Annotated in this window: 29 protein-coding genes; 8 read left to right on the top strand and 21 right to left on the bottom strand. The window is 59.6% G+C overall.

The window, feature by feature from the left end; genetic code table 11:
- Window position 1: 1 nt before the first annotated feature.
- A complete protein-coding gene (locus tag DES53_RS09265) occupies window positions 2–217 on the bottom strand; it encodes a hypothetical protein (RefSeq protein ID WP_113957938.1) in 216 nt (71 codons plus the stop codon).
- 92 nt (window positions 218–309) lie between these two features.
- Window positions 310–858, bottom strand: coding sequence for a hypothetical protein (locus DES53_RS09260; protein WP_113957937.1), 549 nt, complete (start codon window positions 856–858; stop codon window positions 310–312).
- A gap of 221 nt (window positions 859–1079) precedes the next feature.
- Here DES53_RS09260 and DES53_RS09255 point away from each other — a divergent pair, with 221 nt between their 5' ends.
- On the top strand, window positions 1080–1391 hold the full coding sequence (locus DES53_RS09255; RefSeq protein WP_147263303.1) for a hypothetical protein: 312 nt from the start codon (window positions 1080–1082) through the stop codon (window positions 1389–1391).
- Between the two features lie 28 nt (window positions 1392–1419).
- Here DES53_RS09255 and DES53_RS09250 read toward each other — a convergent pair whose 3' ends face one another.
- Complete coding sequence (locus DES53_RS09250; protein WP_170156973.1) at window positions 1420–1896, bottom strand: DUF2726 domain-containing protein; 477 nt, start codon at window positions 1894–1896, stop codon at window positions 1420–1422.
- Between the two features lie 733 nt (window positions 1897–2629).
- Window positions 2630–2854 carry a hypothetical protein gene (locus DES53_RS32475; protein WP_147263302.1) on the bottom strand — a complete coding sequence of 75 codons (225 nt, stop codon included), beginning with the start codon at window positions 2852–2854 and terminating at the stop codon, window positions 2630–2632.
- Between the two features lie 181 nt (window positions 2855–3035).
- On the opposite strand from DES53_RS32475, the gene DES53_RS09235 reads away from it, so the two are divergent.
- Both DES53_RS09235 and DES53_RS34025 read left to right on the top strand, forming a co-directional pair.
- Window positions 3036–3350, top strand: a complete 315-nt coding sequence (locus DES53_RS09235; protein WP_113957932.1) for a hydrolase — start codon at window positions 3036–3038, stop codon at window positions 3348–3350.
- 80 nt (window positions 3351–3430) lie between these two features.
- Window positions 3431–3721, top strand: a complete 291-nt coding sequence (locus DES53_RS34025; protein WP_113957931.1) for an HflX-like GTP-binding protein — start codon at window positions 3431–3433, stop codon at window positions 3719–3721.
- Window positions 3722–3787: 66 nt separating this feature from the next.
- Here the strand turns inward: DES53_RS34025 and aspS are convergent, their stop codons facing one another.
- Window positions 3788–5611, bottom strand: a complete 1824-nt coding sequence (aspS, locus tag DES53_RS09225; protein WP_113957930.1) for an aspartate--tRNA ligase — start codon at window positions 5609–5611, stop codon at window positions 3788–3790.
- A 194-nt stretch (window positions 5612–5805) separates the two neighbouring features.
- Between aspS and DES53_RS09220 the strand changes: the two genes are divergently transcribed.
- Window positions 5806–6018, top strand: a complete 213-nt coding sequence (locus DES53_RS09220) for a hypothetical protein (RefSeq protein WP_113957929.1) — start codon at window positions 5806–5808, stop codon at window positions 6016–6018.
- A gap of 65 nt (window positions 6019–6083) precedes the next feature.
- On the opposite strand, the gene DES53_RS09215 is transcribed toward DES53_RS09220, so the two are convergent.
- The 9 genes from DES53_RS09215 to DES53_RS09175 form a co-directional block, all read right to left on the bottom strand.
- Window positions 6084–6548: a hypothetical protein gene (locus tag DES53_RS09215; RefSeq protein ID WP_113957928.1), complete on the bottom strand. Its 465-nt coding sequence runs from the start codon at window positions 6546–6548 to the stop codon at window positions 6084–6086.
- 42 nt (window positions 6549–6590) lie between these two features.
- A complete protein-coding gene (locus DES53_RS09210) occupies window positions 6591–7241 on the bottom strand; it encodes an SIS domain-containing protein (RefSeq protein ID WP_113957927.1) in 651 nt (216 codons plus the stop codon).
- A gap of 129 nt (window positions 7242–7370) precedes the next feature.
- On the bottom strand, window positions 7371–7895 hold the full coding sequence (locus DES53_RS09205) for a dephospho-CoA kinase (RefSeq protein ID WP_170156971.1): 525 nt from the start codon (window positions 7893–7895) through the stop codon (window positions 7371–7373).
- A gap of 13 nt (window positions 7896–7908) precedes the next feature.
- The gene (locus tag DES53_RS09200) at window positions 7909–8373 is read right to left on the bottom strand and encodes an NUDIX domain-containing protein (RefSeq protein WP_113957925.1); all 465 of its coding nucleotides are present in this window, start codon (window positions 8371–8373) and stop codon (window positions 7909–7911) included.
- A gap of 7 nt (window positions 8374–8380) precedes the next feature.
- The gene (locus DES53_RS09195; protein ID WP_113957924.1) at window positions 8381–9049 is read right to left on the bottom strand and encodes an HAD family hydrolase; all 669 of its coding nucleotides are present in this window, start codon (window positions 9047–9049) and stop codon (window positions 8381–8383) included.
- The gene (locus DES53_RS09190; protein ID WP_170156970.1) at window positions 9046–9507 is read right to left on the bottom strand and encodes an NUDIX domain-containing protein; all 462 of its coding nucleotides are present in this window, start codon (window positions 9505–9507) and stop codon (window positions 9046–9048) included. Before DES53_RS09190 ends, DES53_RS09195 begins: the two co-directional genes overlap by 4 nt.
- Before the next feature lie 50 nt (window positions 9508–9557).
- Window positions 9558–10010 (bottom strand): GNAT family N-acetyltransferase, encoded by a 453-nt coding sequence (locus DES53_RS09185; protein ID WP_245958127.1) that lies wholly within the window; start codon window positions 10008–10010, stop codon window positions 9558–9560.
- A 13-nt stretch (window positions 10011–10023) separates the two neighbouring features.
- On the bottom strand, window positions 10024–10725 hold the full coding sequence (locus DES53_RS09180; RefSeq protein WP_113957921.1) for an HAD family hydrolase: 702 nt from the start codon (window positions 10723–10725) through the stop codon (window positions 10024–10026).
- Complete coding sequence (locus DES53_RS09175) at window positions 10722–11168, bottom strand: GNAT family N-acetyltransferase (RefSeq protein WP_113957920.1); 447 nt, start codon at window positions 11166–11168, stop codon at window positions 10722–10724. The genes DES53_RS09180 and DES53_RS09175 overlap by 4 nt, the downstream gene beginning before the upstream one ends.
- A 121-nt stretch (window positions 11169–11289) precedes the next feature.
- Here DES53_RS09175 and DES53_RS09170 point away from each other — a divergent pair, with 121 nt between their 5' ends.
- Window positions 11290–11583, top strand: coding sequence for a hypothetical protein (locus DES53_RS09170; RefSeq protein ID WP_113957919.1), 294 nt, complete (start codon window positions 11290–11292; stop codon window positions 11581–11583).
- 30 nt (window positions 11584–11613) lie between these two features.
- Here the strand turns inward: DES53_RS09170 and DES53_RS09165 are convergent, their stop codons facing one another.
- The 4 genes from DES53_RS09165 to DES53_RS09150 are packed head-to-tail and all read right to left on the bottom strand — an operon-like array spanning window position 11614 to window position 13393.
- Window positions 11614–12021, bottom strand: a complete 408-nt coding sequence (locus tag DES53_RS09165) for a tautomerase family protein (RefSeq protein ID WP_113957918.1) — start codon at window positions 12019–12021, stop codon at window positions 11614–11616.
- The gene (locus DES53_RS09160; RefSeq protein ID WP_113957917.1) at window positions 11997–12560 is read right to left on the bottom strand and encodes an AAA family ATPase; all 564 of its coding nucleotides are present in this window, start codon (window positions 12558–12560) and stop codon (window positions 11997–11999) included. Before DES53_RS09160 ends, DES53_RS09165 begins: the two co-directional genes overlap by 25 nt.
- A gap of 10 nt (window positions 12561–12570) precedes the next feature.
- The gene (locus DES53_RS09155; RefSeq protein WP_113957916.1) at window positions 12571–12978 is read right to left on the bottom strand and encodes a cytidine deaminase family protein; all 408 of its coding nucleotides are present in this window, start codon (window positions 12976–12978) and stop codon (window positions 12571–12573) included.
- A complete protein-coding gene (locus DES53_RS09150) occupies window positions 12950–13393 on the bottom strand; it encodes an ASCH domain-containing protein (protein WP_113958147.1) in 444 nt (147 codons plus the stop codon). The genes DES53_RS09155 and DES53_RS09150 overlap by 29 nt, the downstream gene beginning before the upstream one ends.
- Window positions 13394–13474: 81 nt before the next feature.
- Between DES53_RS09150 and DES53_RS32890 the strand changes: the two genes are divergently transcribed.
- Complete coding sequence (locus DES53_RS32890) at window positions 13475–13630, top strand: hypothetical protein (protein WP_170156969.1); 156 nt, start codon at window positions 13475–13477, stop codon at window positions 13628–13630.
- Here the strand turns inward: DES53_RS32890 and DES53_RS09145 are convergent.
- Genes DES53_RS09145 through DES53_RS09135 form a run of 3 tightly spaced genes read right to left on the bottom strand, consistent with a single transcriptional unit; the run spans window position 13621 to window position 15120 of the window.
- On the bottom strand, window positions 13621–13866 hold the full coding sequence (locus DES53_RS09145) for a hypothetical protein (protein ID WP_113957915.1): 246 nt from the start codon (window positions 13864–13866) through the stop codon (window positions 13621–13623). The two genes, DES53_RS32890 and DES53_RS09145, sit on opposite strands and share 10 nt — an antisense overlap.
- 19 nt (window positions 13867–13885) lie before the next feature.
- Window positions 13886–14284: a hypothetical protein gene (locus tag DES53_RS09140; protein ID WP_113957914.1), complete on the bottom strand. Its 399-nt coding sequence runs from the start codon at window positions 14282–14284 to the stop codon at window positions 13886–13888.
- A 41-nt stretch (window positions 14285–14325) separates the two neighbouring features.
- Window positions 14326–15120, bottom strand: a complete 795-nt coding sequence (locus DES53_RS09135) for a ParA family protein (RefSeq protein WP_113957913.1) — start codon at window positions 15118–15120, stop codon at window positions 14326–14328.
- Window positions 15121–15188: 68 nt separating this feature from the next.
- On the opposite strand from DES53_RS09135, the gene DES53_RS09130 reads away from it, so the two are divergent.
- Together DES53_RS09130 and DES53_RS09125 are read left to right on the top strand one after the other, a co-directional pair.
- The gene (locus DES53_RS09130; protein WP_113957912.1) at window positions 15189–18734 is read left to right on the top strand and encodes a DEAD/DEAH box helicase; all 3546 of its coding nucleotides are present in this window, start codon (window positions 15189–15191) and stop codon (window positions 18732–18734) included.
- A gap of 414 nt (window positions 18735–19148) precedes the next feature.
- The gene (locus DES53_RS09125) at window positions 19149–19835 is read left to right on the top strand and encodes a hypothetical protein (RefSeq protein ID WP_113957911.1); all 687 of its coding nucleotides are present in this window, start codon (window positions 19149–19151) and stop codon (window positions 19833–19835) included.
- Window positions 19836–20023 lie beyond the last annotated feature (188 nt).

Raw genomic sequence — 20023 nt, 5'->3', positions numbered from 1 at the left:
GCTACAGGGAGTGCCTGTCATCCACCACCGTAGTCGCGGGTGGAGTGGTCACTACGTGAGCCGTGCGCGTCCGCGTAGCGGCGCCGATGAGACCAAGGCCCAGAAAAATGACCGCGGCAATCTGCACGTACAGGAGAGGCACACCAATGACGAGCGCGCCCCAGGCGAGGCCGCCGATGAGGAGGAGATATCCAAGGATGTAGACGAAGATTCTCATGGGATAGCAGTGGGGGTTGTATGTCCCATGAATCGCCCGCGGGAGGGGGTGTGGTGGTGCGCCTCCAACGCTCAGCCAGTTGCCTCGAATGACTACCCCTTCTTCACACCTACATACACACCCAGGCCGGCATCATCGTAACCGTAGCTCCATCCATCCAGCGTGGCTCCCACATACTCCACCTTGATGCCGTGGGTACGCAAGATGTGCGCGAAGGCCTCACGATAGTCCGCATCGCCGGTGATCCACACGTTTACCGGCACGGGCACACCCACGACGGGATCAATGATCTGGAATGAAGACGACCAACCCTGCGCATAGCACACCTTCTGAAGAGACAGAGCGAAGGTCACTGTCTCGCGATGATTTTTCAACGCGCCAAAGTGCAGAATCACGGGCGGATGCGCACGGAGAAAATTTTTCAGGTCCCGCTCCAGGCCCTTGGTGATCCAGCGGGGTGCATTCGGGTCATCGAGGTGGTCCCGAGCCCGGTCCGCTTGAGCACGCAGGACCTTCTCCTGGATGCGGAACACGGCCTCCTCTTTTCCCTTGAGGTAGTGCATGGCCACCATGCCCACCATGACGAGGAGCAGGCCCAGCAATTGCACCGCCACAGCAATATTGTAGGAGGGGAAACTCATGGTGAGGGGATGGGGTGGAGACGTGGATCTGCGCTGGAGGGTGAGTGGTCGTTTCCGGGGGTCAGGGTGGGAGGCGATGAATCCCAGCCCTATGGGAAGTTGGTAAGCGCCTCACCAGTTGTGACGCTCCTTTTGTTTTCACGTCATCGTGGACCCGTGGAAAATCCCCCCGACGCCAACTTTGCAGTGGCGGTCAGGGGCTTCTGGGACACCATTCCTTCATGCCGAGGTGGGTTCTGCCGGTATTGATTCTGATTGGCCTGTACGCGCTGAGCGTGAATCCGCTTGTCGCGTATTTCTCCCGTGGAAGCGGGGGCCAGATCATGGTGCCCAGCTGGCTGCGCAGCTACGGCAGCCCTTATCTCTGGGCCTATGAAAACTCGCCCAAGCCAGTGCAGAAAATTTCGGACTCGTATTTCCGGTGGTGCAAGGGATACCTGGCACAGGCCGAGGAAGACATCAAAGACATGGGTCGTAGCTCAAGCGGCGGCATCCCTTTGAAGCCGCCACCCATCCTGCCGATTGCCCCGTGAGTTTGGGAGTGATGGGCCTGCACCTGCCTCAGGGCACATGGGCTCCAATCGTGAGCCAGAACTTCTCCCGAATTTCATGGGAGTTGATGCCCTTGGACGCCGCAAAACGGAGGAACGGAATGCCTGCGGCCGCCAAGGTGGCGTCTACAAAGCCATCGCGTCCCTTGCGGTCATCCCGTTCATGGGAAGCGTCATCCAGCTCAATGCAGCACACCAGGGCGAGGCTGGCCGGATCGCAGATCACGAAATCGATGTGCTTCGAGGAAAGCTGGTGAAAGGCGGTCCACCAGGAAGGGCCATCGACGGACACGGGCTTCACGATATCCGCAAGGCGTACCTTGGAGAAGACGACGAATTTGCCATCCATCTGCTCCTGCAGGGTTCCAAAGAACGAGCGCTCCGTCTTGGACATCAGGTAGACCTTCGAGCGGTAATCTACGGTCACGCCCTTCGACGTGGAGGCGCTCACGACGGGAGCACTGGAATCCTGATTGCGCTTTGCCATGCCGGGAACTTTACGAACCAGCAGAAACAGGAGCCCTATAAGGGCCAATGCTCCAAGGACTGAGAGTGCTTGCCACAATTCCATATGAGGGCCCGGTTGGAAGAAGATGGTTGGGCAGCTGAACTAGACCAGGAAGTTTTTGTGTGCATACAACCGTGTATGCACAGCAGCACGGATCGTAGGCACGCACCGCTTCCCGCGCAAGCGGGTCATGAAACTATTTCGTCTTGAGGTGAACTCTGATAGGTGGATAAATGGATATTAAATAGCTTCGACAGGCTATGCATGCATGTAAGCACGGAAGCTTGCCGTGGTTGCATGCTGGAACAATAGTAAGCAGCATCCACGCATGTCCTCCTCGTCCAGCAAACCGTCTGTGACCTGCTGGAGTCTTGCGGTCCTGTCGGTGCCTTTTCTTTATCTCCTGAGTGTACCGGTAGTGAGCGGGATCATGCTTGAGCCGCAGTGGGTGACCAGGAGTACGTTTAAGGGGACTGCATTCGTGGCGGACGGATGGATGCTCAACGAGATGCCGCCTGGGTGGCTACAAGCCTACAGAAGACCCTATCACTGGCTGACGTACAATACGCCCTTGCGGATTCCCCTGGAGGGATATTCGGACTGGTGCTGGCGGATGCTGGAGAAGAAGTCGCCATGAACATGGCGCACTGGCCGCACCGCACTGAAATTCCCGTGTACGGAACGGAGGCATCCATGACCTTATACTCCGTCCTCAGGGTTGGTTCGTTCCCGCAGGAGTGTCTGATGGACTGCCCATTGCTTTGGAGAGCATGTTATTTGAGGACAGGAGGCACCCCAACAGCAGGAGAGGGATGATGATGGGCCAAGGGAATCGAGTCGAGCCGAGAGCTATGTGGAAGATGCCCGGCGCGACCATGGCCACGAGCCACAGGATGGTATTCCGCTTCAGCATCTGTTTTCTTTCAGAGGTGGTCATAGGTCAGGCGAAGCTGATGTTACGGAGAGCGTCTCCCGAAATGAATCCGGACACGGTGGGCAAGGTCATCGTCTAAAATTCCTCCGGAAGACGCAAGCCAAATCCAGGCACGGAGAGGGGATGGGATTGGGCGGACGGGCATATGCTGGACGGCTCCTGCATTCCCCTGTATGGCGACTCCATGATCTTCTTCATCGACGTCGACGGCACGCTGGTGACAACCGTCGGAACCACGCGCATCCCGATGACGGACGTGATTGAGCACGTTCGGCAGCTCAAGGTCGACGGAGCACAGCTCTACCTGTGGAGTGCGGGCGGAGCGGACTACTGCAGGCAAACTGCGATAGAGCTTGGGATCGAGGAGTGCTTCGTGGCCTTCTTGCCGAAGCCGAGAGTCATGATTGATGATCAGGAAATGCAGGACTGGGTGTTCTGCACGACGTTTCATCCGTCCACCTGCGCTGGGCGGACGCTGAACGATTACCTCATGCCGTGAAAGCGATTCGAAACAAGAGATGTTTCGTTTGTGCTCTCTTGTCCGCACGGCATGAGACCCCCGAACGAATCCTGGAGAAAATGGAATCTGCGGTCCGGCAGTTGGGGGGATTGACAGTTGGTCGGCTCCTGCAGCGCAGGGGAGTTTCCCGCTCGAAGACGCCAGGAGGGGCGAGTCGCATGGACCGGCCGCTAAGTCAGCGCACACTCTTCAGTACCGGAAAAGTGGAGGAGTTGGTCTCTCAGATCAACGCTAGCGAGGCGGAAGTCCTGCTGGTTCACAACGCTCTGACTGATGGTCAAAAGAGAGCGCTGAGTGAGTTGACGGAATGCACGGTGCTTTCGTTCACAGATGACTTTGCAGCCTTCTGACCGAGCGACGGCCAGACGTCAGGCCGGAGGCCCAACGTCCACTGTCAGACCAGAGGTCTAACCTCCTTAAACTGCCGCAGGCGCCTTCTGCTCCTCTTCCTTGGTCTTCGGTTTGAAGGTGCTCTGGATGTAGATTTCGCGGAGCTGCTTGAAGTCGGCGGTGCTGGGGCTCTGGGTCATGAGTTCCTGGCCGCGGTTGTTCTTCGGGAAGGCGATGACTTCGCGGATGCTGTCTTCACCAGCAGCGAGCATGACGAGACGGTCGAGACCGAGGGCGAGACCACCGTGGGGAGGCGCGCCGAACTGGAAGGCCTCAAGAATGTGGCCGAACATCTCCTGCTGCTCGTGATCATTCACGCCGAGCACGGTGAACATCTTTGCCTGGAGATCGCTCTCGTGGATTCGCAGGGAACCTCCGCCGAGCTCGGTGCCGTTCAGCACGACGTCGTATGCAACGGCGCGGACTTTGGCGTATTCACCCGCTTCGAGAAGGGGGATGTCCTCCGTCTTGGGACGGGTGAAGGGATGGTGCACCGCGCACCACTTCGCATCCTCCTCGCTGTAGGCGAGCAGGGGAAAATCGACGACCCAGAGGAAGTTCAGTGCGTCGCTGTCCTTCAAAGTCTCTTGCATGGCGGCTGCTTCGAGACGCACACGACCAAGGATGGTGCAGGTGCTCTCCCAAGGGCCGGCCACGAAGAAGACGATGTCGCCTTCCGCCAGGTTGGTCTTCGCGATGACGGCAGCCTTCTCCTCCTCGGTGAAGATCCTCCACAGCGGGGATTTGTACTCACCGTTCTCCAACTTGATGAAGGCCAGATTCTTCACCGGCAGACCCGCCTGGACGGCAATCTCGTTGAGGCGGTTCATCTGACCCGTGGTCAGGCAGGCAAAGCCCTTGGCATTGATGGCACGCACTACACCGCCGCTCTGGAGGACATTGCGGAAGATCTTGAACTCGGTATTCGCGAAGACATCGCCGAGGTCCACGATTTCGTTGCCGAAACGCGTGTCTGGTTTGTCGATGCCGTAGCGGTCCATCGCCTCCTTCCACGTCATGCGGGGGAAGGGGGTGGGGATGTCTACACCGCGAGCCGCCTTGAAGACGCTCTGCAGCAGGCCTTCCACGAGGGAGTACATGTCTTCCTCCGTGATGAAGCTGGCCTCAAGGTCGATCTGGGTGAACTCGGGCTGACGGTCCGCGCGCAGGTCTTCATCGCGGAAGCAGCGGGCGATCTGGAAGTAGCGCTCCAGGCCGGCGACCATGAGCATCTGCTTGTACTGCTGGGGAGCCTGGGGCAGCGCGTAGAACCGGCCCGGGTTCAGGCGGGCCGGCACGAGGAAGTCACGGGCGCCTTCCGGCGTAGACTTGGAAAGGATGGGGGTCTCCACCTCCACGAAGCCGGCAGAGTCCAGGAAGTCACGCGTGGCCTTCACCGCGCGGTGGCGCAGGCGGAGGTTCTTGTTCATTCGCGGACGGCGCAGGTCAAGGTAGCGGTACTTCAGGCGCAGGTCTTCGTTGCTCAGTTCCTTGTCGATCTGGAAGGGGAGCACTGCGGCCTTGTTCAGGACCTTGAGGTCGGAGACCACGAGCTCCACGTTGCCGGTCGCGAGCTTGTCGTTGTCCGTGCCTTCGAGGCGCTTCACCACCTTGCCGGAGACCTGGATCACGTCTTCGTCGCGCAGTTTATGGCTGGCTTTGGCGGCTTCCGGGTTCTCTTCCGAGCGGAACACAATCTGCGTGACGCCTTCACGGTCACGGAGGTCCACGAAAATCACACCGCCCTGGTCACGAGCCGAATTCACCCAGCCAGACAGCGTCACATTCATCCCGATGTGCTCGGGACGGAGTTCGTTGCAGTGATGGGTACGGTATGGGGTCTGGCTCATGGAATTGAGGTGAAAAAGCGGGCGGTCTTCATGCCAGAGAAAGAGGGCGGGCGCAAGGGGGATTCTGAGGCGGCAAGGGCCCCTTCGAACCGGGGTCCAGACCCTTCCCGTCCCGCATTTTAGCTTTGGACGGGATTCTGGAGAAGAAATGAACCTGTGCTAAAAATAAACTCACCGGAGCCGTAACCTTCGCGATGGGTTGGCGAAAGCGCCTTGAGGAGGTGGCCATCGAGAAGGTGGACGCGGAAACGACGGTCAAGGCAACCAAACAGCAGAGAACCGAGTTTGATCAGCACACGCAGGAACTCGATGGCCTCAAAAAGAATGTGTCCGTGCGGGAGTCTCTGGGCAAGAAAACCGAGGAATCCGTGAAGCAGGATGCTCCGAAAGTGAAGGTCAGCGTGTAGTGCAGACTCGCCCGTGCAAGGGGGCACTTCGATGACCCCTGCCGGAGACATCATGCGGCAGCAGGCTAGGAGCCCAACAGCATCAGAAACACTGCTACGGCTACTGCAATTGCTACCGCCACCACCACGTGGGACCATGCCAGTGCGGCGATGCCGACCGCGAGTGATGCCCAGGTCCACCGGTAGCGCTCGCCTTTCAGCCACGACAGGCAACCCAGCACCACGCCGAGGAATCCGCAGATGGAGGCTGCGAGTCCCATCTTGCGGGAGGCCGTCCATTCAGGTGCAGCTTCCGTTTGGCCCTTCTTCCCCGTCAGCTTCTCAGCCGTCTTTTTGATAGTGTTGGACAGCACTTCCGCGATTTTTTCACTCTTGGGCGGTGGCGGTGCTTCGGACTCCACTGACATCCGGTAGGCTGCGATGCCAAGGCCCAGGAAGCCAATGATGAGCCCCGCGAGAGCGAAATGAAAACCGAGGCGGCGTTTGACGCGGGCAGGCGAGGGGGAGGGCGTTGCGCTGTGGTCGTTCATCTTTGGAAAGGCAGGCGTAATGGCATTGCCAAAAACATGCGCTCAGGAGCCCTGTGAACGGGAGTAGTTTTGCGGAAAGAAGTGCCGCTCGACCAGCTCGATCAAAATGTGCAGGACTTTGATGTGCAGCTCCTGTACGCGGTCAGCATACTGACCGCCGGGAGTACAGAGGTAGACATCGCTCAAGTGTGCCAGTTCCTCACTGCGTTTTCCCGAGAGGACGATCACGGACATTCCGATGAACTTTGCCTGAATCGCTGCCTGAATGATGTTCTCGCTGGTGCCACTGGTGCTCAACGCCACGAGGCAATCACCCTCGCGGCCATGTGCTTCCACATAGCGTGAGAAAACCCGCTCGTATCCCATGTCATTGCTGACACAGGTGAGGTGGCCCGCATCGCTGATGGCGGTGGCGCCCAAGGCAGCGCGGTCATGGCGATACCGACCGGTGAGTTCCTCAGCGAAGTGCATGGCATCGCACATGGAGCCACCGTTGCCACAGGAGTAGACGCGGCCACGCTTTTCAAAGGTGGCAATGAGCAGGGTCGCGGCACGCTCGATTTCCGAAAGGGTCTGCTCGTTGGAGAGCAATTGGGTGAGGGCATCCTGCGCCTCACGAAGACTGGATTGAATGTGCGCAATCAAGATGCGTCTCTGGTAGGGCGTCGTGACGGGGACGTCAAGTTGCGGCATGACACGCAACGAACACTTCTTCCTGAGGCAGAGCGTACCACTGGCTCGGGGTTGTCATGATCTGGACCTTCACGGCGGTGGAATTCACCAGACTGCTATCAAGGTCGAGGAGACGAACGCGGAATGATTTCAGAGGCGGCGGCAGTCACCCCCGCTCCGTACGCCACTGTTTGTGAGCACGGAGAGCATCTGGTGGTGGACCCATGTTTCATCACCGGTGTTTTCAATCACCTGATGAGCATGGGCGGGTTCCTCGAAGTTTGGGTTCACCATCTGCGCGTAGTACTGGCTGGCAACGTGCCCGGTACGCTCATGCAGTCGCGTATGGATGAGTATGTCGTTGCTACGGACCCAGACCATTTGCAGGTCCGGGAAGGCCTCCAGTATCCGCAGCCGATGCCGGTTCTTGAAGAGAGCCTGTGCGATGCAGAACTGCGCATGCAGCTGCGATAGCTCATGCATGCGTCCGATGATCCTTTCCACAAAGTCATCCCGCATCTCCTCGGTGATCGGCTGGTGGTTGCGGATGGCCTCCTTCATCTCCTCAGGCAGGTCCCGGTCCGCATCGTGATAAGGAATCTCAAATTTGCGCTGGAAGAGTTCTCCCACATAAGATTTCCCTGAGCCGATTTGACCAAAGAGCAGGAGCTTCATGATCGGGGCCTGGTCAGTGGGTGCGACCGAGATAGTGCGTCTCCGGGAAACCCTTCGCATGATGTTCCCAAAACACATCTTTCAGCTCGGCCGGATACACCGTGAGCGCAGCGAGTTCCTCGCGCCTGACGAAGCGTGATTCCTTGATCATGTCCGAATCGGGCTGACCGGGAGGCAAATGCTCAATGGTGACGCTGCCTTCAGCAGATTCGGCATAGAGGAAGATTTCCATGTGCATGGTATCGGTCGCCGGTTCGGAGAACTCGCGGATATAGGCGATGCGCGAAAGCGTCACGGTGATACCGGTCTCCTCAAAAACCTCACGGGTGGCGCACCCGAAGATGGAGTCATCCACATCCTCCATCCCTCCACCCGGTGGCACCCAGAAGGATTCACCCGTGTCCGGATACACATGCTGTACCAGCAGGATGCTGTCTTCCTGCACAACGAGGGCGGCGGCACGGATGCGATGCTTCATGGGTATCTCACCTTCGCGAGTCCAGTGTCTTCAGCAAGGAAGGAAGCTCCTCAAGACGATCAATGATGCCATCGGCCCCAGGCTCGGCAAAGGCGGCGTTGCGTTTCCAGATGGCTTTCCATCCCGCGGCACGGGCGGCCCGCACGTCTGCTTCAGGATTGTCTCCCACGTACACGGCCTCCGAAGGCCTGCATCCAAGATGGGCGACAGCGCGGTGGAAGATCTCAGCCTCCGGCTTCCGCACGCCTTCCATCTCTGAAATCAAGAGGGTCTGAAAGTAGTGGCCGATGCCCAGCGCACGAATCGTGCGCTGCTGGAATTCACCTTTGCCATTGGTGATGATGCCCAGTGCGTATTCCCTGGAGAGCGCTGCGAGCACCTCGCTCAGGGCGGGGAAAGGGACATAGTGCTCCGCGATGTGCGCATCGAAGTCTGCAAACAACTCCTCCCATTCGACACCTGCGATGCCAAGATCGGGGATGAGCCGCTGGTACACAACATCCTTCCACACCGAGCCGAGCGCATCCAGCGAGACGAGACGGTCCACATAAGTCCGCACATCGATCCCCGGCATCCGGTGCGCAAACCGGCCGTGCTGCGCTGAGGCAAACGCTGCGAATGAGGTGTCACGATCCAACAGGGTGCGATCCAGATCAAAGAAGACAGCGCGAATCATGATGCATCCGTGGGTGACTGCGACAACGACAGGCCTGCGCAGTACTTCTGCACGGCCAGCAATACCTCATGCCAGTAATGCTCGAAGCTCTCGAAGGAGGATTCGATGGGAAACCAGAAGTAGGCAAACGGCAGGCCCTGCTCATCTGCGCTGCCTTCCGCCGCGTGAACCCAGTGCTCGCGCGTAGTCACTTCCTGCGGCACTTCCAGGTGGTAGAGATGCCAAGATTCTAGTCGCGGGACCTCCTTGTGAGGATACAGAGACGTCGTACGCAGAATCTCCATCTTCGCAATGCGGCTCAAGATGCCAGCCGCCTTGATGCCTGACTCTTCCTCCAGTTCCCTCAGGGCCGCGAGGCTGGGATCCTCCCCGGATTCAATCGTGCCTTTGGGAATCTGCCGGCCGGCCAGTGGGTGCTCAAAGACCAGCAATTCGTAACCTGAAGGGCCCTTTCGCAAGACACAGGGGCACGCCTTTTGAACAACGTTCTTGGAAATTGATTCCCTCATCACAGCTTCGCCACGAACCCGGTTTTCACGCCTGACTGAAATCCCGCCTGCTCATAGAAGCGGAGCGTGGCTTCGTCCTTGCGGCTGGTGAACAACATCACTTTGTAGCAGTTCTCCTTTCTGGCGAAATCAAGAGCGTGCCTCAGCAGGGCAGTTGCGAGGCCGCGTTTCCTGAAATCCGGATGCGTGACCACATTCTCCACGACGCCATAGGGCCGAGCCGCACGAGTGAGATTGGGGATGATGGTCAGCGTGCAGGTGGCAAAAAGTCTGCCGGTCACCTCCGCGCCAAAGTAGTGGAGCAGGGGATTCGCACAGATGCTTTCCCACACCTGCTCATAGCCGGCTGGAGACGGAAGCCAATCATCGTCCTCATGGAGATGCCGGTACAGTTCCAGCAGTGCCGGCAGCTCATCAGGCCGGAGTTTGCGAAGGATGGATGTCTCGTTCACAAGCGCAGCGTGTTCACATCCTCGATTGCCCGCGGGCCGTTTCCAGCGCTGCGCGGAAGGCATCTCTCTGCGTGAAGTCCGGGAAGATGACGCTGGCCCCTTCATCCCGCAGCCGCTGGATGCGTGACTGCTCGCTGGCGATGCCGATGAATCCAAAGCCCAGATTGCGGGAGGCGCGTACATCCCACACTCCGTCTCCAATGTAGACCCTGGAGTCGAATTCCTCGCGGCCATGCTTCTGCGCGACACGCTGCAGCGAGGCCTGCATGAAGTCCTCCCGGGCATGCGCATCATCGGCAAAGGCGCCGGGGATGTGAGGGAAGTCCAACCCCGCGCTTCTCAGCTTCAGTCGTGCAGAGCATTCCCACGCACCACTGGCCAGCGAGATGGCCACACGGGACTCCGTCAGCAGCACCTCCAGCAGTTCCTTCGCGCCTGGGATGGCCTTGAGTGGCTGCGCGGCGATGGAAGCTTCCATCAGTTTCACAAAGTGGGCCTGCACCTCGGCAACCTCATCGGGCTGTGGGGCACGCCCTACGCGTGTGTGGAACAGCTCATCCAGCACACCCGAGTCACTGCAGTGCCGGTAGAGGCTCCAGTCGGAACTCACGTCTTCGAATCCAAATACGTCCCGCACCGCCTGCACAAAGCATTCGCCGTCCATCACGTCACTCGCGGTGAGCGTGCCATCGATGTCGAACATGATCAGGTTCATGATGGGGTCTTCTCAAGTCTCTTCAGGAAGCGGCGGCAGTCGGAGGCATAACCCAGTTTTGCGTAAAAGACATGCGCATCCTTCTCCCGGCGATCTCCGCTGGTCACCTCCACGCGAAGGCAGTCGCAGACGCGGGCAAACTCCTCCGCAGCGCCCACCAGCGCGGTGCCGATGCCCTGGCGCTCGTGCTCCGGATCAATGGCCATCGCCGTGATGCGTCCCAAAGCACCCGGCTCATGGAAGAGGGGAATGGCGTGGAAACTCAGAAAGCCCACGAGCGCACCTGATTCATGCACGGCCACAAATACACGGCTGGCGTCGTTGGCGTAGTCTTCCAGACGTGCGGGCACGTCATCGGCTTTCAACCCGTAGCCGAGTACTTTGATGAGATGCGCAATGCCTGCTGCGTCTTCTGATTTTGCCTGACGGATGGTACACTCCATGGCTCTCCGAGAAGCTATCCCATCGTCACCTTTTAGATGAAATCAAGAGGCAGAAAAGCGTTCTCCCGCTCAGAGCTTTCGAAGCAGCTTGCAATTCAGATGCTACCCCTACATTGCCAGCATGTCGCCACGCAAGAGAGGTTCCCTCACCTTGTGGATTGTCGCGGCCCTTGCTGTGCTCATGATTTACACGCTGGCCATTCCGGCCCTTCGGGGGTTGTTTTATAGACCTCCCATGTTCTCCAGCGGTCCAGATCGACTCTCTGAACGCGAAGGTATTCCTCCATGGCTCACCCAAGGTTCGCATCCTTACGATTGGGCAGCGACCAACATTCCTCCCCTGAAGCTGCTACTCCGCAGGTATCAGCAGTGGTACTTGGAGTGGGGTTACAATTTCACACACGAGCAACCGTGAGCGTCACGCGTCTCACCACACACCGTCCCCTCACTGCCCCACCGTCGCACCGACCTCTTCCTCGCTCCACTCCGGGCTGAAACCTCCCAAGGTGGGATGATACATCTCATCTCCCGTGTGCTGGGTGAATTCCACATTCAGCCGATCCTCATGCAAGCCCAGGACCTCACAGCAGTCCTGGCACAGAGCCTTGGCCACCTCCATACGCTGTTCAGCCGAGCGGCCACGGCGAATGTCGCACATGAGCACGGATACGGGCACCGGCTCACCTTCAACGATGCGCCACAGGCTTCCTTCGCCGGATTCACGGATGGCCACGCTCACGCGGCGGATATCCACCTGCATGAGGCGGGCGTAGGTTTCACAGAGGCGCTGCGCGAGCTGCCGCTTGTTGTGCACCGCATGGCGGCCGTTTACGTCGAGCTGAAGGTAGGGCATGGCGGTGTAGACGAAGACGATGGTTCTCCCAGGTGACAGAGTATTCGCGCCACGTTTGCCTCTATGGTGTAGTTGCCTGTAATTGGCAGGATATCACACGTCCGCTGCGCCAGCCACTCCCGATGCAGCGCGAGGCTGCGGGTGGTGGTGTCCGCCGTCTCATACGTCGCCGCCCAAGCGATGAATTCAGCGTCCGGCGTGCCGAAGCGCTCCGTCTCCCGTGCGATGAGCCGGGCCATGCGCACCTCATCCGGCACGTGGAGGAAGACGACCAGATCAAAAGCGTCATCGAGCTCCGAGTCCCACATCATGACCGAGCCGGAAATGACGCACTGCGCGTGGAGGGCCATATCACGCTTCAAGCCGGCATTCCGCTCCTCCCGGTCCCGCTTCTTCTGAAACAGAGGCACCGTCGCGTGCCAGAAATAGTCATCCGTATCCAGCAGCGGCACGCCCAGCCGTTCTGCCAGTGTCCGCCCAAGCGTGGTGCATCCCGAGCCTGAAGCGCCGGTGATGTGGATGCGGGTGGGGGAGGTCATGTGTCTCAGATCAGGAGGTAACCTCAGTGCCAGATACCAGCCAATGGTGGGGGAGCAAATCGCCGAGCTTCACCTCGCGACCACCCTCCAGCACCACATTGGCCTCCGCATTTGCCGGGTCAACCTGGATGAGAAACTCCCGGCACCGGCCACACGGCGAAAGGATGCAATCCTCCGCGACCGCCACAATGGTCTCGATGCGCGTCTCGCCCGCCTTGATCATCTCCGCCGCCGCCGCATGCTCCGCACAGAAGCCGAGGCCGCAACTCAGGTGGATGCACACGCCCGTGTAGACATTCCCGCTCGAAGTGCGAATCGCAGAGGCCACGGTGGCCGCAGAGAAATCGGAACGTCCCAAGGTGAGGTTCCGGACCAGCGGACGTGCGATATCAATCAACTCCTGGGTCCTGGGATTCATGGCTCGTTTTGGGAGAGGGCGTAGCCTGCATCACCTCGCCACGCAATGGCAATTCCACCGAATAAATCCTCAAGCGGGCAGGGCAGGGAATGGGTGGCGTGATGGGCCGCACATTCACCAACGGCCACGCCAGCCAGCCCGGTTCCCAGTAGGTCGCACAGGCAGGCTCGATCTCATCCTCCCGCCACGCTGCAACCGACTCCACATCCACGATCGCCACGGCCATGCCGTTGGGATCTTCGGCAGGTCCATCGCCACCCAGCTGGATGCTATTCTGCACAATCACTAGGTCCCGTAGTGGAAGCTCCTCCGGCTGCCAGCGCCGAATCTCCAGCGGCTTTTTGCCCGTGCGAATCCAGTCACCCGCAGGGGCAACAATGGAAAGGGCGGGGTGGGTGGTCGTGTTACCGCTCATGCTATCCAGAGGCATTTCTTTTCCACCAATCTCCATTGGTCATCTTCCCTCTGATAGAGGCAACATTCCCCAAATGGACCCATGACCGTGTACTCGATCATCGCCTGGCTGAAGTCGGGGGTGAATGCCGGGCAGCTCGCCTGCACGAGTCCCTTTGACTGGGGAAAACGGCTGCGAAATGTTTCCCATCCCTCTGCGGGATTGGCGAAGCAATCCTGGATGGCTTCCTACTCCTGAATGTCTAACTCCAGGCTGTCCAGATTGCCGAAGGCTTTTTCCAATCGACACCTCTGTAGGGCCACGTCGCGAAACTGCTGGACCACTTCACCCCTGGCCTTGGGCAGGATGATGAGGGGGATATCCTCTCCGCGTTCCCGGTAGTCCATGCTGCGGCTGCGCGTCTCCGCACCGATGACCTGTCCCGGACCGCAACCCTGATCCTTCAGCAGTTGAGCGAGAAGTTCCCCGGCCATGGACCTTTCGTCGTCACAGTTAGAGCCTGACGAGCTCATGGAAGTAACCACAGTTGGGTTTTGCCAGTTCCGCTATCCGACCCTGCCAGGTGCTTACGTCTGCGCATAGCGCGACTCTCAGCAGCATGGTCTCTGCGTTGTAGATCACGCATTTGTCCAGCGGTCCGGTTACGACCCACGAGTTCGGGTTCTCGGTATTCCGCCTGGCGCTCCATTTCCAGAGAAAGCTCCTGGTGACGTCATAGGACGCCTCGAACTCATGCGTGCCCAGGGCCAGCTCAGCCATGTAAGCCTCCTGTATCGTCTCGCCAATGGCATCTTCACCACCATCGCGGGAAAGGCTCCTGCCATCGTACCGCCTTGCCTCACTGTAGTAGTGGCCTGCCGAAAGTTCTTTGGCCGTGAATGTCCAGAGCATCGCATTCTCACAAGAACCACCGCCGCACCACTCACCGGAAACTACGCCGCGCTCGCCACCGCTGCCGGCGCGCCATGCCTTGCGAGAAATTCCTCCGCCAGCGACGTGTACGCCTGGGCGCCCTTGCCGGAGGGATCGTACTCGATGATCGCCTTGCCGAAGCTCGGGGCCTCGCCCAGGCGGATGGTCCGCGGGATGATGGTTTGATAGACCACGCCTTCGAAGTAGCCGCGCACGTCATTCACCACCTGCTGGGAGAGATTCATACGCGAGTCGAACATCGTCATCACGATGCCCTCGAGCGCCAGGTTTGGGTTCGCCCCGCTCTCGCGGATTTGTTGCACGATCTGCACAATCTTGGAAAGACCCTCCAGCCCGAAGTACTCACACTGGATGGGCACCAGCAGTTCATCCGCCGCGGCCAGCGCCCCGGTCATCAGCACGCCCAGGGAGGGCGGGCAGTCCATGATCACATAGTCGAAGTGGCCTGTGTACCGCAGCGGGTGCAGCACATCCCGCAGGCGGGTGAGGTGGTGGCCGGTCTGGGCCAGCTCCACTTCGCAGCCCGCCAGCTCCTGATGGCTGCGGATGATGGAGAGATTCGGCAGGCGTGTGCTGCGGATCACGGACTGTGGCTGGGCGTCACCGACCAGGCACGGATACAGGCTGCCTTCCTCTTCCTGGGCGATGCCCAAGCCGCTCGTGGCATTCGCCTGTGGGTCCAGATCAATCAACAGCACCCGGCATCCCTTCGCCGCGAGACACGCGGACAGATTCAGCGCCGTGGTTGTTTTTCCCACGCCTCCCTTTTGGTTCGCAATCGCAACAATCCTCATACGGCAGCTTCAGCTTGCACAAGCGGGGCATTCCACCACAATCCACCTTCACGGCAAGACAAATCCCCATGGAGGTAACGGAAAAGTGGTTAGGAGACATCGGTGGCTGGCAGGCAATGAAAGCGGCCAGGGAATACGTGCGCACAGGCCAGGTGGCCAATGCGACGCGGGACGGCATCATTTTCAAAGGAGACGTGGGCCTCGGCCAGCGGGCTCTCCGCGCCACCCTGGTGGCTGCGGGCGGCATGCGGACAGAGGCGAAGTGCGGGTGCAATGACGCCCGCCGTGGTCTCATCTGCAGCCACGCCATTGCCGTGGCATTGTCCATTATCAGCCCTCATCTGGTGGGGAAAAGGCCCGAGCCTGTGGCAGCCGCAGGGCAGGGGGGGGCTGCTGGTTCGGTGCCCGGGCTCTCGCCGGCCACCGGCACATCACCCGGCAGCCGGGCTCCGGGAGCAGCCGCTCCCGCCGAACCCGCCAAGCCAGCTCGACCCGAGTTGAGCGAGGAGGACGTACCCGCTGGGACTTACACGGTCCACATTTCCACGCCGCACTTCACCCAGCTCACGGGGTCCAAGACCGCGTCCGTGCCGGTGACCATCCAGTTCAATCCGGACGCGGACGGACCTCGCGATCTTCCCGTTGCGAAGTGGCTGCACGATCATCAGTTGCCTCTTGGGCAGACCGCGCCCCAGCACCTGCGCCTTCCGGCCGATGACCTCAGCGACCTGCTGGAGGCTCTCATCGACCACCCGGATGTGCACCCGACCTTGCCCAGTGGGGCAGGGGTCAACAAGCCAGCGACGGTAGCCTCCACGGCAAAAACTTCGGATGTCTTAAGCATCAATAAAGATAAGTTAATCATTTCCAGTGCGGCACGCTGGATTCTCCATTCTGAAGTTGATAAGTTGAGACAATTCGTTGTGTTCCAGCTTTCTGACGCTGGTCACACACTGCTAACACTCGGCGAAACGCTCTGGCTCTACGACTCGGGGGCGAATGCACTCCAAGCTGTACCGCATGTCCCTGAGGCCCTGCGGCCCATGTGGAGCACACTCATTACCGGTGCTCCGGTCCGGCAGCCTATCGCCTGGGTCGCCAGCCACCTGACGGCGATCTCCGAGCTTTTCGAGCTCCCGCCAGGTCCGGACAGCGCGGAGAATATCCGCCTTATACCCGCCAACCCACGTTTCCAGTGCCGCTTGGATGGCTCCCAGCGCCAGCTCACGGCCCAAGTGTCCCTGCTGCACCCGCACTATGACGCCTCCCGGCATGCTGGAGTTTCCCCACAAGAAACGCCTCCGCCTTCCGACGCGACCTATCCCATTCAGGACCAGCAAAACACACTGGTATTTTACACCAGAAACTTCCCAGTCGAATTTGGTCTCCAGCGCCAGTTTCAATCCACGGGATTTCTGGCAACAAATGTGCCCAATCATTTTGAGATGAAGGGTGAGCGTGAGGTTTTACATTTCCTCTCATCAGATCTCCAAAAGCTCCGCCGACGGTTCGAAGTGACCGAGGCTGACGGGTTCCGGAACCTCATCAGCAATTTCGAAATCATCCGACCACACATCAAGGTCCCGCGGAAACCGCTCGCACCGACCCAGACCGCCTCCGGCCCGGCGCCTCTCGGTGCCAGCACCAGCCAGGACTGGCTGTCCCTTGAGGTGGCCTACGAGGCCTCGGACGGATTCCACATACCGCGGCAGGACGTCCTGCGCCTCATCCGCAGTGGCAAGCGCGACTACCAGGGCCGCGATGGCAAACGCTACCTCATTGACGTGGACAGCTGCGAGGAGCTGGAATCCACCCTGCAGGATGTGAATACCCGCTTCACTGGCGGGAACCATGTGGCCATCCGCAGCCGCCAGGTGGAGGCGCTGGAGGCCTTCCTGCCGGCGGGCAGCCCAGTACTGCTGGACCCGGTGCCGTTCCTTGAGGAAGGCGTCATCCGCAGCCGTCTCGGCCGCTTCGGGGAGATGCTGCGACCCTACCAGCTCGAGGGAGTCCGCTGGCTGGAGCGCCACAGCCGGTCCGGCGGTGGGGGGCTCCTGGCGGATGAAATGGGTCTCGGTAAGACGGTCCAAACCCTTGCCCTGCTGAAGCTCATCCTCGCCGCTCGTGCAGGTGACCCCACGCTCGGACCCGCCGTGGTCGTTTGCCCGACCTCGCTCCTGGGGAACTGGTCAGACGAGGCCGCCCGCTTTACGCCGGAGCTGAAGACGCACATTTCCCACGACTCGAAGCGCTTCGCCGCCCTGAGGAAGCTTGCCGAGTTCGACGTGATATTCACCTCTTACGCGCTCATCCAGCGTGACTTGGACTACTACCGGGACATCCGGTTCGCCGCCATCGTACTGGATGAAGCCAGCTACATCCGGAATCCGGAGACGGAGTCTGCCCGTGCCGTCCGGCAGCTCGATGCCGCGTCCCGATTCTCCCTCACCGGTACCCCGGTGGAGAACTCGGTGAAGGACCTCTGGTCCATCTTCTCCTTCACCCTGCCCGGCTACCTGCCCATCTACGACGACTTCAACGAGCGCTTCGTGAAGCCCCTGGCCAAGGCCGCTGCCGCCGAGTCTGGGAACGCCGCTCCGACCTACACGCCCATGCGTAGCCGTGCTGGCGCCGGTGCTGCCTTCGGCCCCTCGGCCCCCACGGCCGAGTCCACCGAATCCGGCAGCACCAAGTCGCCCTCGGCCGTCATCATGGAGCGCCTCCGCCGCCTCATCCGCCCGCACATCCTGCGCCGGACGAAGCGGGAGGTGGCCAAGGACCTGCCCGAGAAGATTGAAAAAGTCCTCTGGTGCGAGCTCACTGCCGCCCAGAGCACCGTCTACCACCGCCTCCTCGAGGAAGGCCGCGAGGAAATCCGCGTCGCCCGCCAGCGCTCCGGCCAGGGAGGCAGTCGCATGACCATGTTCACGGTGCTGCTGAGGCTTCGACAGGTGTGCAATGATCTCAGTTTGTTGGGCATCAAGGCTGTGCCCAAGGCGGGAGCAGCTGCCGCCGCGCCCGCGGAAGTCGTAGAGGCACCCGCCACCAAGGGAGGTAAGGCCAAGAAATCCGCTGCCACAGCCAAGCCCAAGGCCCCGAACCTTTCCTCCGGAAAGCTGCCCGTTTACGAAGAACTCCTTCAGGAGTCCATCGAAGGCGGTCACAAGACCCTCATTTTCAGCCAATTCGTAGGCATGCTGAAGCTGTTGAAGAGTCACGCTGAGGCCGAGGGCATCCCGCATTGCTACCTCGACGGCTCCAGCACCGATCGACCCGCCCAGGTCGCCAGCTTCCAGACCGACCCGAACAAGAAGCTCTTCTTCATCTCCCTCAAGGCCGGCGGCTACGGCCTGAACCTCACCGCCGCCGACGAGGTCGTCCTCGTCGACCCCTGGTGGAATCCCGCCGTGGAAGCCCAGGCCATCGACCGTGCCCACCGTATCGGGCAGGGGAGGCCCGTCACGGCCTACCGTCTGGTCTGCCGCGGCACCGTCGAGGAGAAGATCCTGGCTCTCCAGCAGAAGAAACGCGCCGTCATGGACATGGCCTTGGAAGATGACGCCGCCATCTTCGCCGGCGTCACCGACGAGGAACTGGACGAGCTGCTGGCGTAGCCCGACAGACCCGCGCTCGGTGCCATCTGCCAACCGCAGATGGCGCAGAGAACGCAGAGGAAATTGCCATGAGGGAAGCACCGCGAGTTGCGTCATCCAACGTAGCTCGCGAGTCCCTTGGCGAGTCAGGAAAGTAGTCCGCCGAGCCTCGGCGGTCAGGAATCGGCTTGCAGCGAAATCGCACGAATTCGCTCAAAACGAGGGCAGAAGCGTGCCCTCTAGGCGTCCAGCCAACCGTTTAATAACTTGTTACAATGTATGTAATATGAAATAAGAATTGATTCAATTAGGTCTTGATAATCGCGGGTCTAACCCCTAACTGTATTCCAGCTTGCCCTCATCAGCAGCTAGGAGTCTTTGACCCCGCCCGTCGTTGCGGAAACAACGACGGGTTTTTTTTAGCTTTCTTGTTCTATGCTTGTAACGCAAAAAAACCAAGTTGCTGGGTGGATTCGAAACGCCGGATTTGACCTCGCGGACTTCAAGTACTCAAGCAAGGTGGAACGGAAGATTACCCACAGCTTGTGGAGATACCGGGACTCGCCGCTCTATTTTAAAGTTCTGGATAATCCGCTGAACTTCTACCTGTTTGACTGTGAGCGCACGTCGTTCGCTCCGGAATTCCCAATTATAGACAAAGCGGAAAAGGTCTTTGGCAATAAGAACGACGGGTACGACCTATCCATCATTGCCCGGCATTTTTTTTACTTTCTGGAGGATGTTCGCCTATTTGCTGAAGAGCAGGCTGCTCAAGACGAGTGGGTCAGTCTGGAAGAAGACGATAGCCCTGTGTGGGAGCATCCAGAGGATTTTGAAAACTGGTCTCCTGCAGAAAGGCGAGCATTGCGTGAAGCATTAACCGACCTCCAACACCATGTTGCTACCGAGAATGAAGCGACCGCAGAGCAAATAAAGGAGCTTCAACGACGAATCGAGTATCTCGCAAAGCAGGTCGAGCTCCTGAACAAGTTTAATTGGAAATCGGTCGCGGCCACGGTCTTCATGGGCGCTGCGAGGTATGTGATGAACAACCCAGATAAGGCGCAGGAATGGTGGGAGCATTTGAAAGTCTCGGTCGGCGGCATTTTGCGCCTCCATTAATTTTTGCGTTGACATCGTTAAGGTGATTCAATAGATGTGGCTCGCTGTTTCCGCAGCCCCGTTTTCCGACGGGAAGAACCACAACGATGAGGGCAAAGCGCAAAGCGCCGCAGGTGCAATACGTGCTTCCGTGTCTACGCACGGCTGACGTTTTTTGCTACATAGACGGCATACCGGCCACCGAACTG

It is taken from the genome of Roseimicrobium gellanilyticum, assembly GCF_003315205.1.
Classification (GTDB): Bacteria; Verrucomicrobiota; Verrucomicrobiia; order Verrucomicrobiales; family Verrucomicrobiaceae; genus Roseimicrobium; species Roseimicrobium gellanilyticum.
The sequence above is the reverse complement of the archived record's forward strand: the minus strand, read 5'-3'. Positions and strand labels throughout refer to the sequence as shown.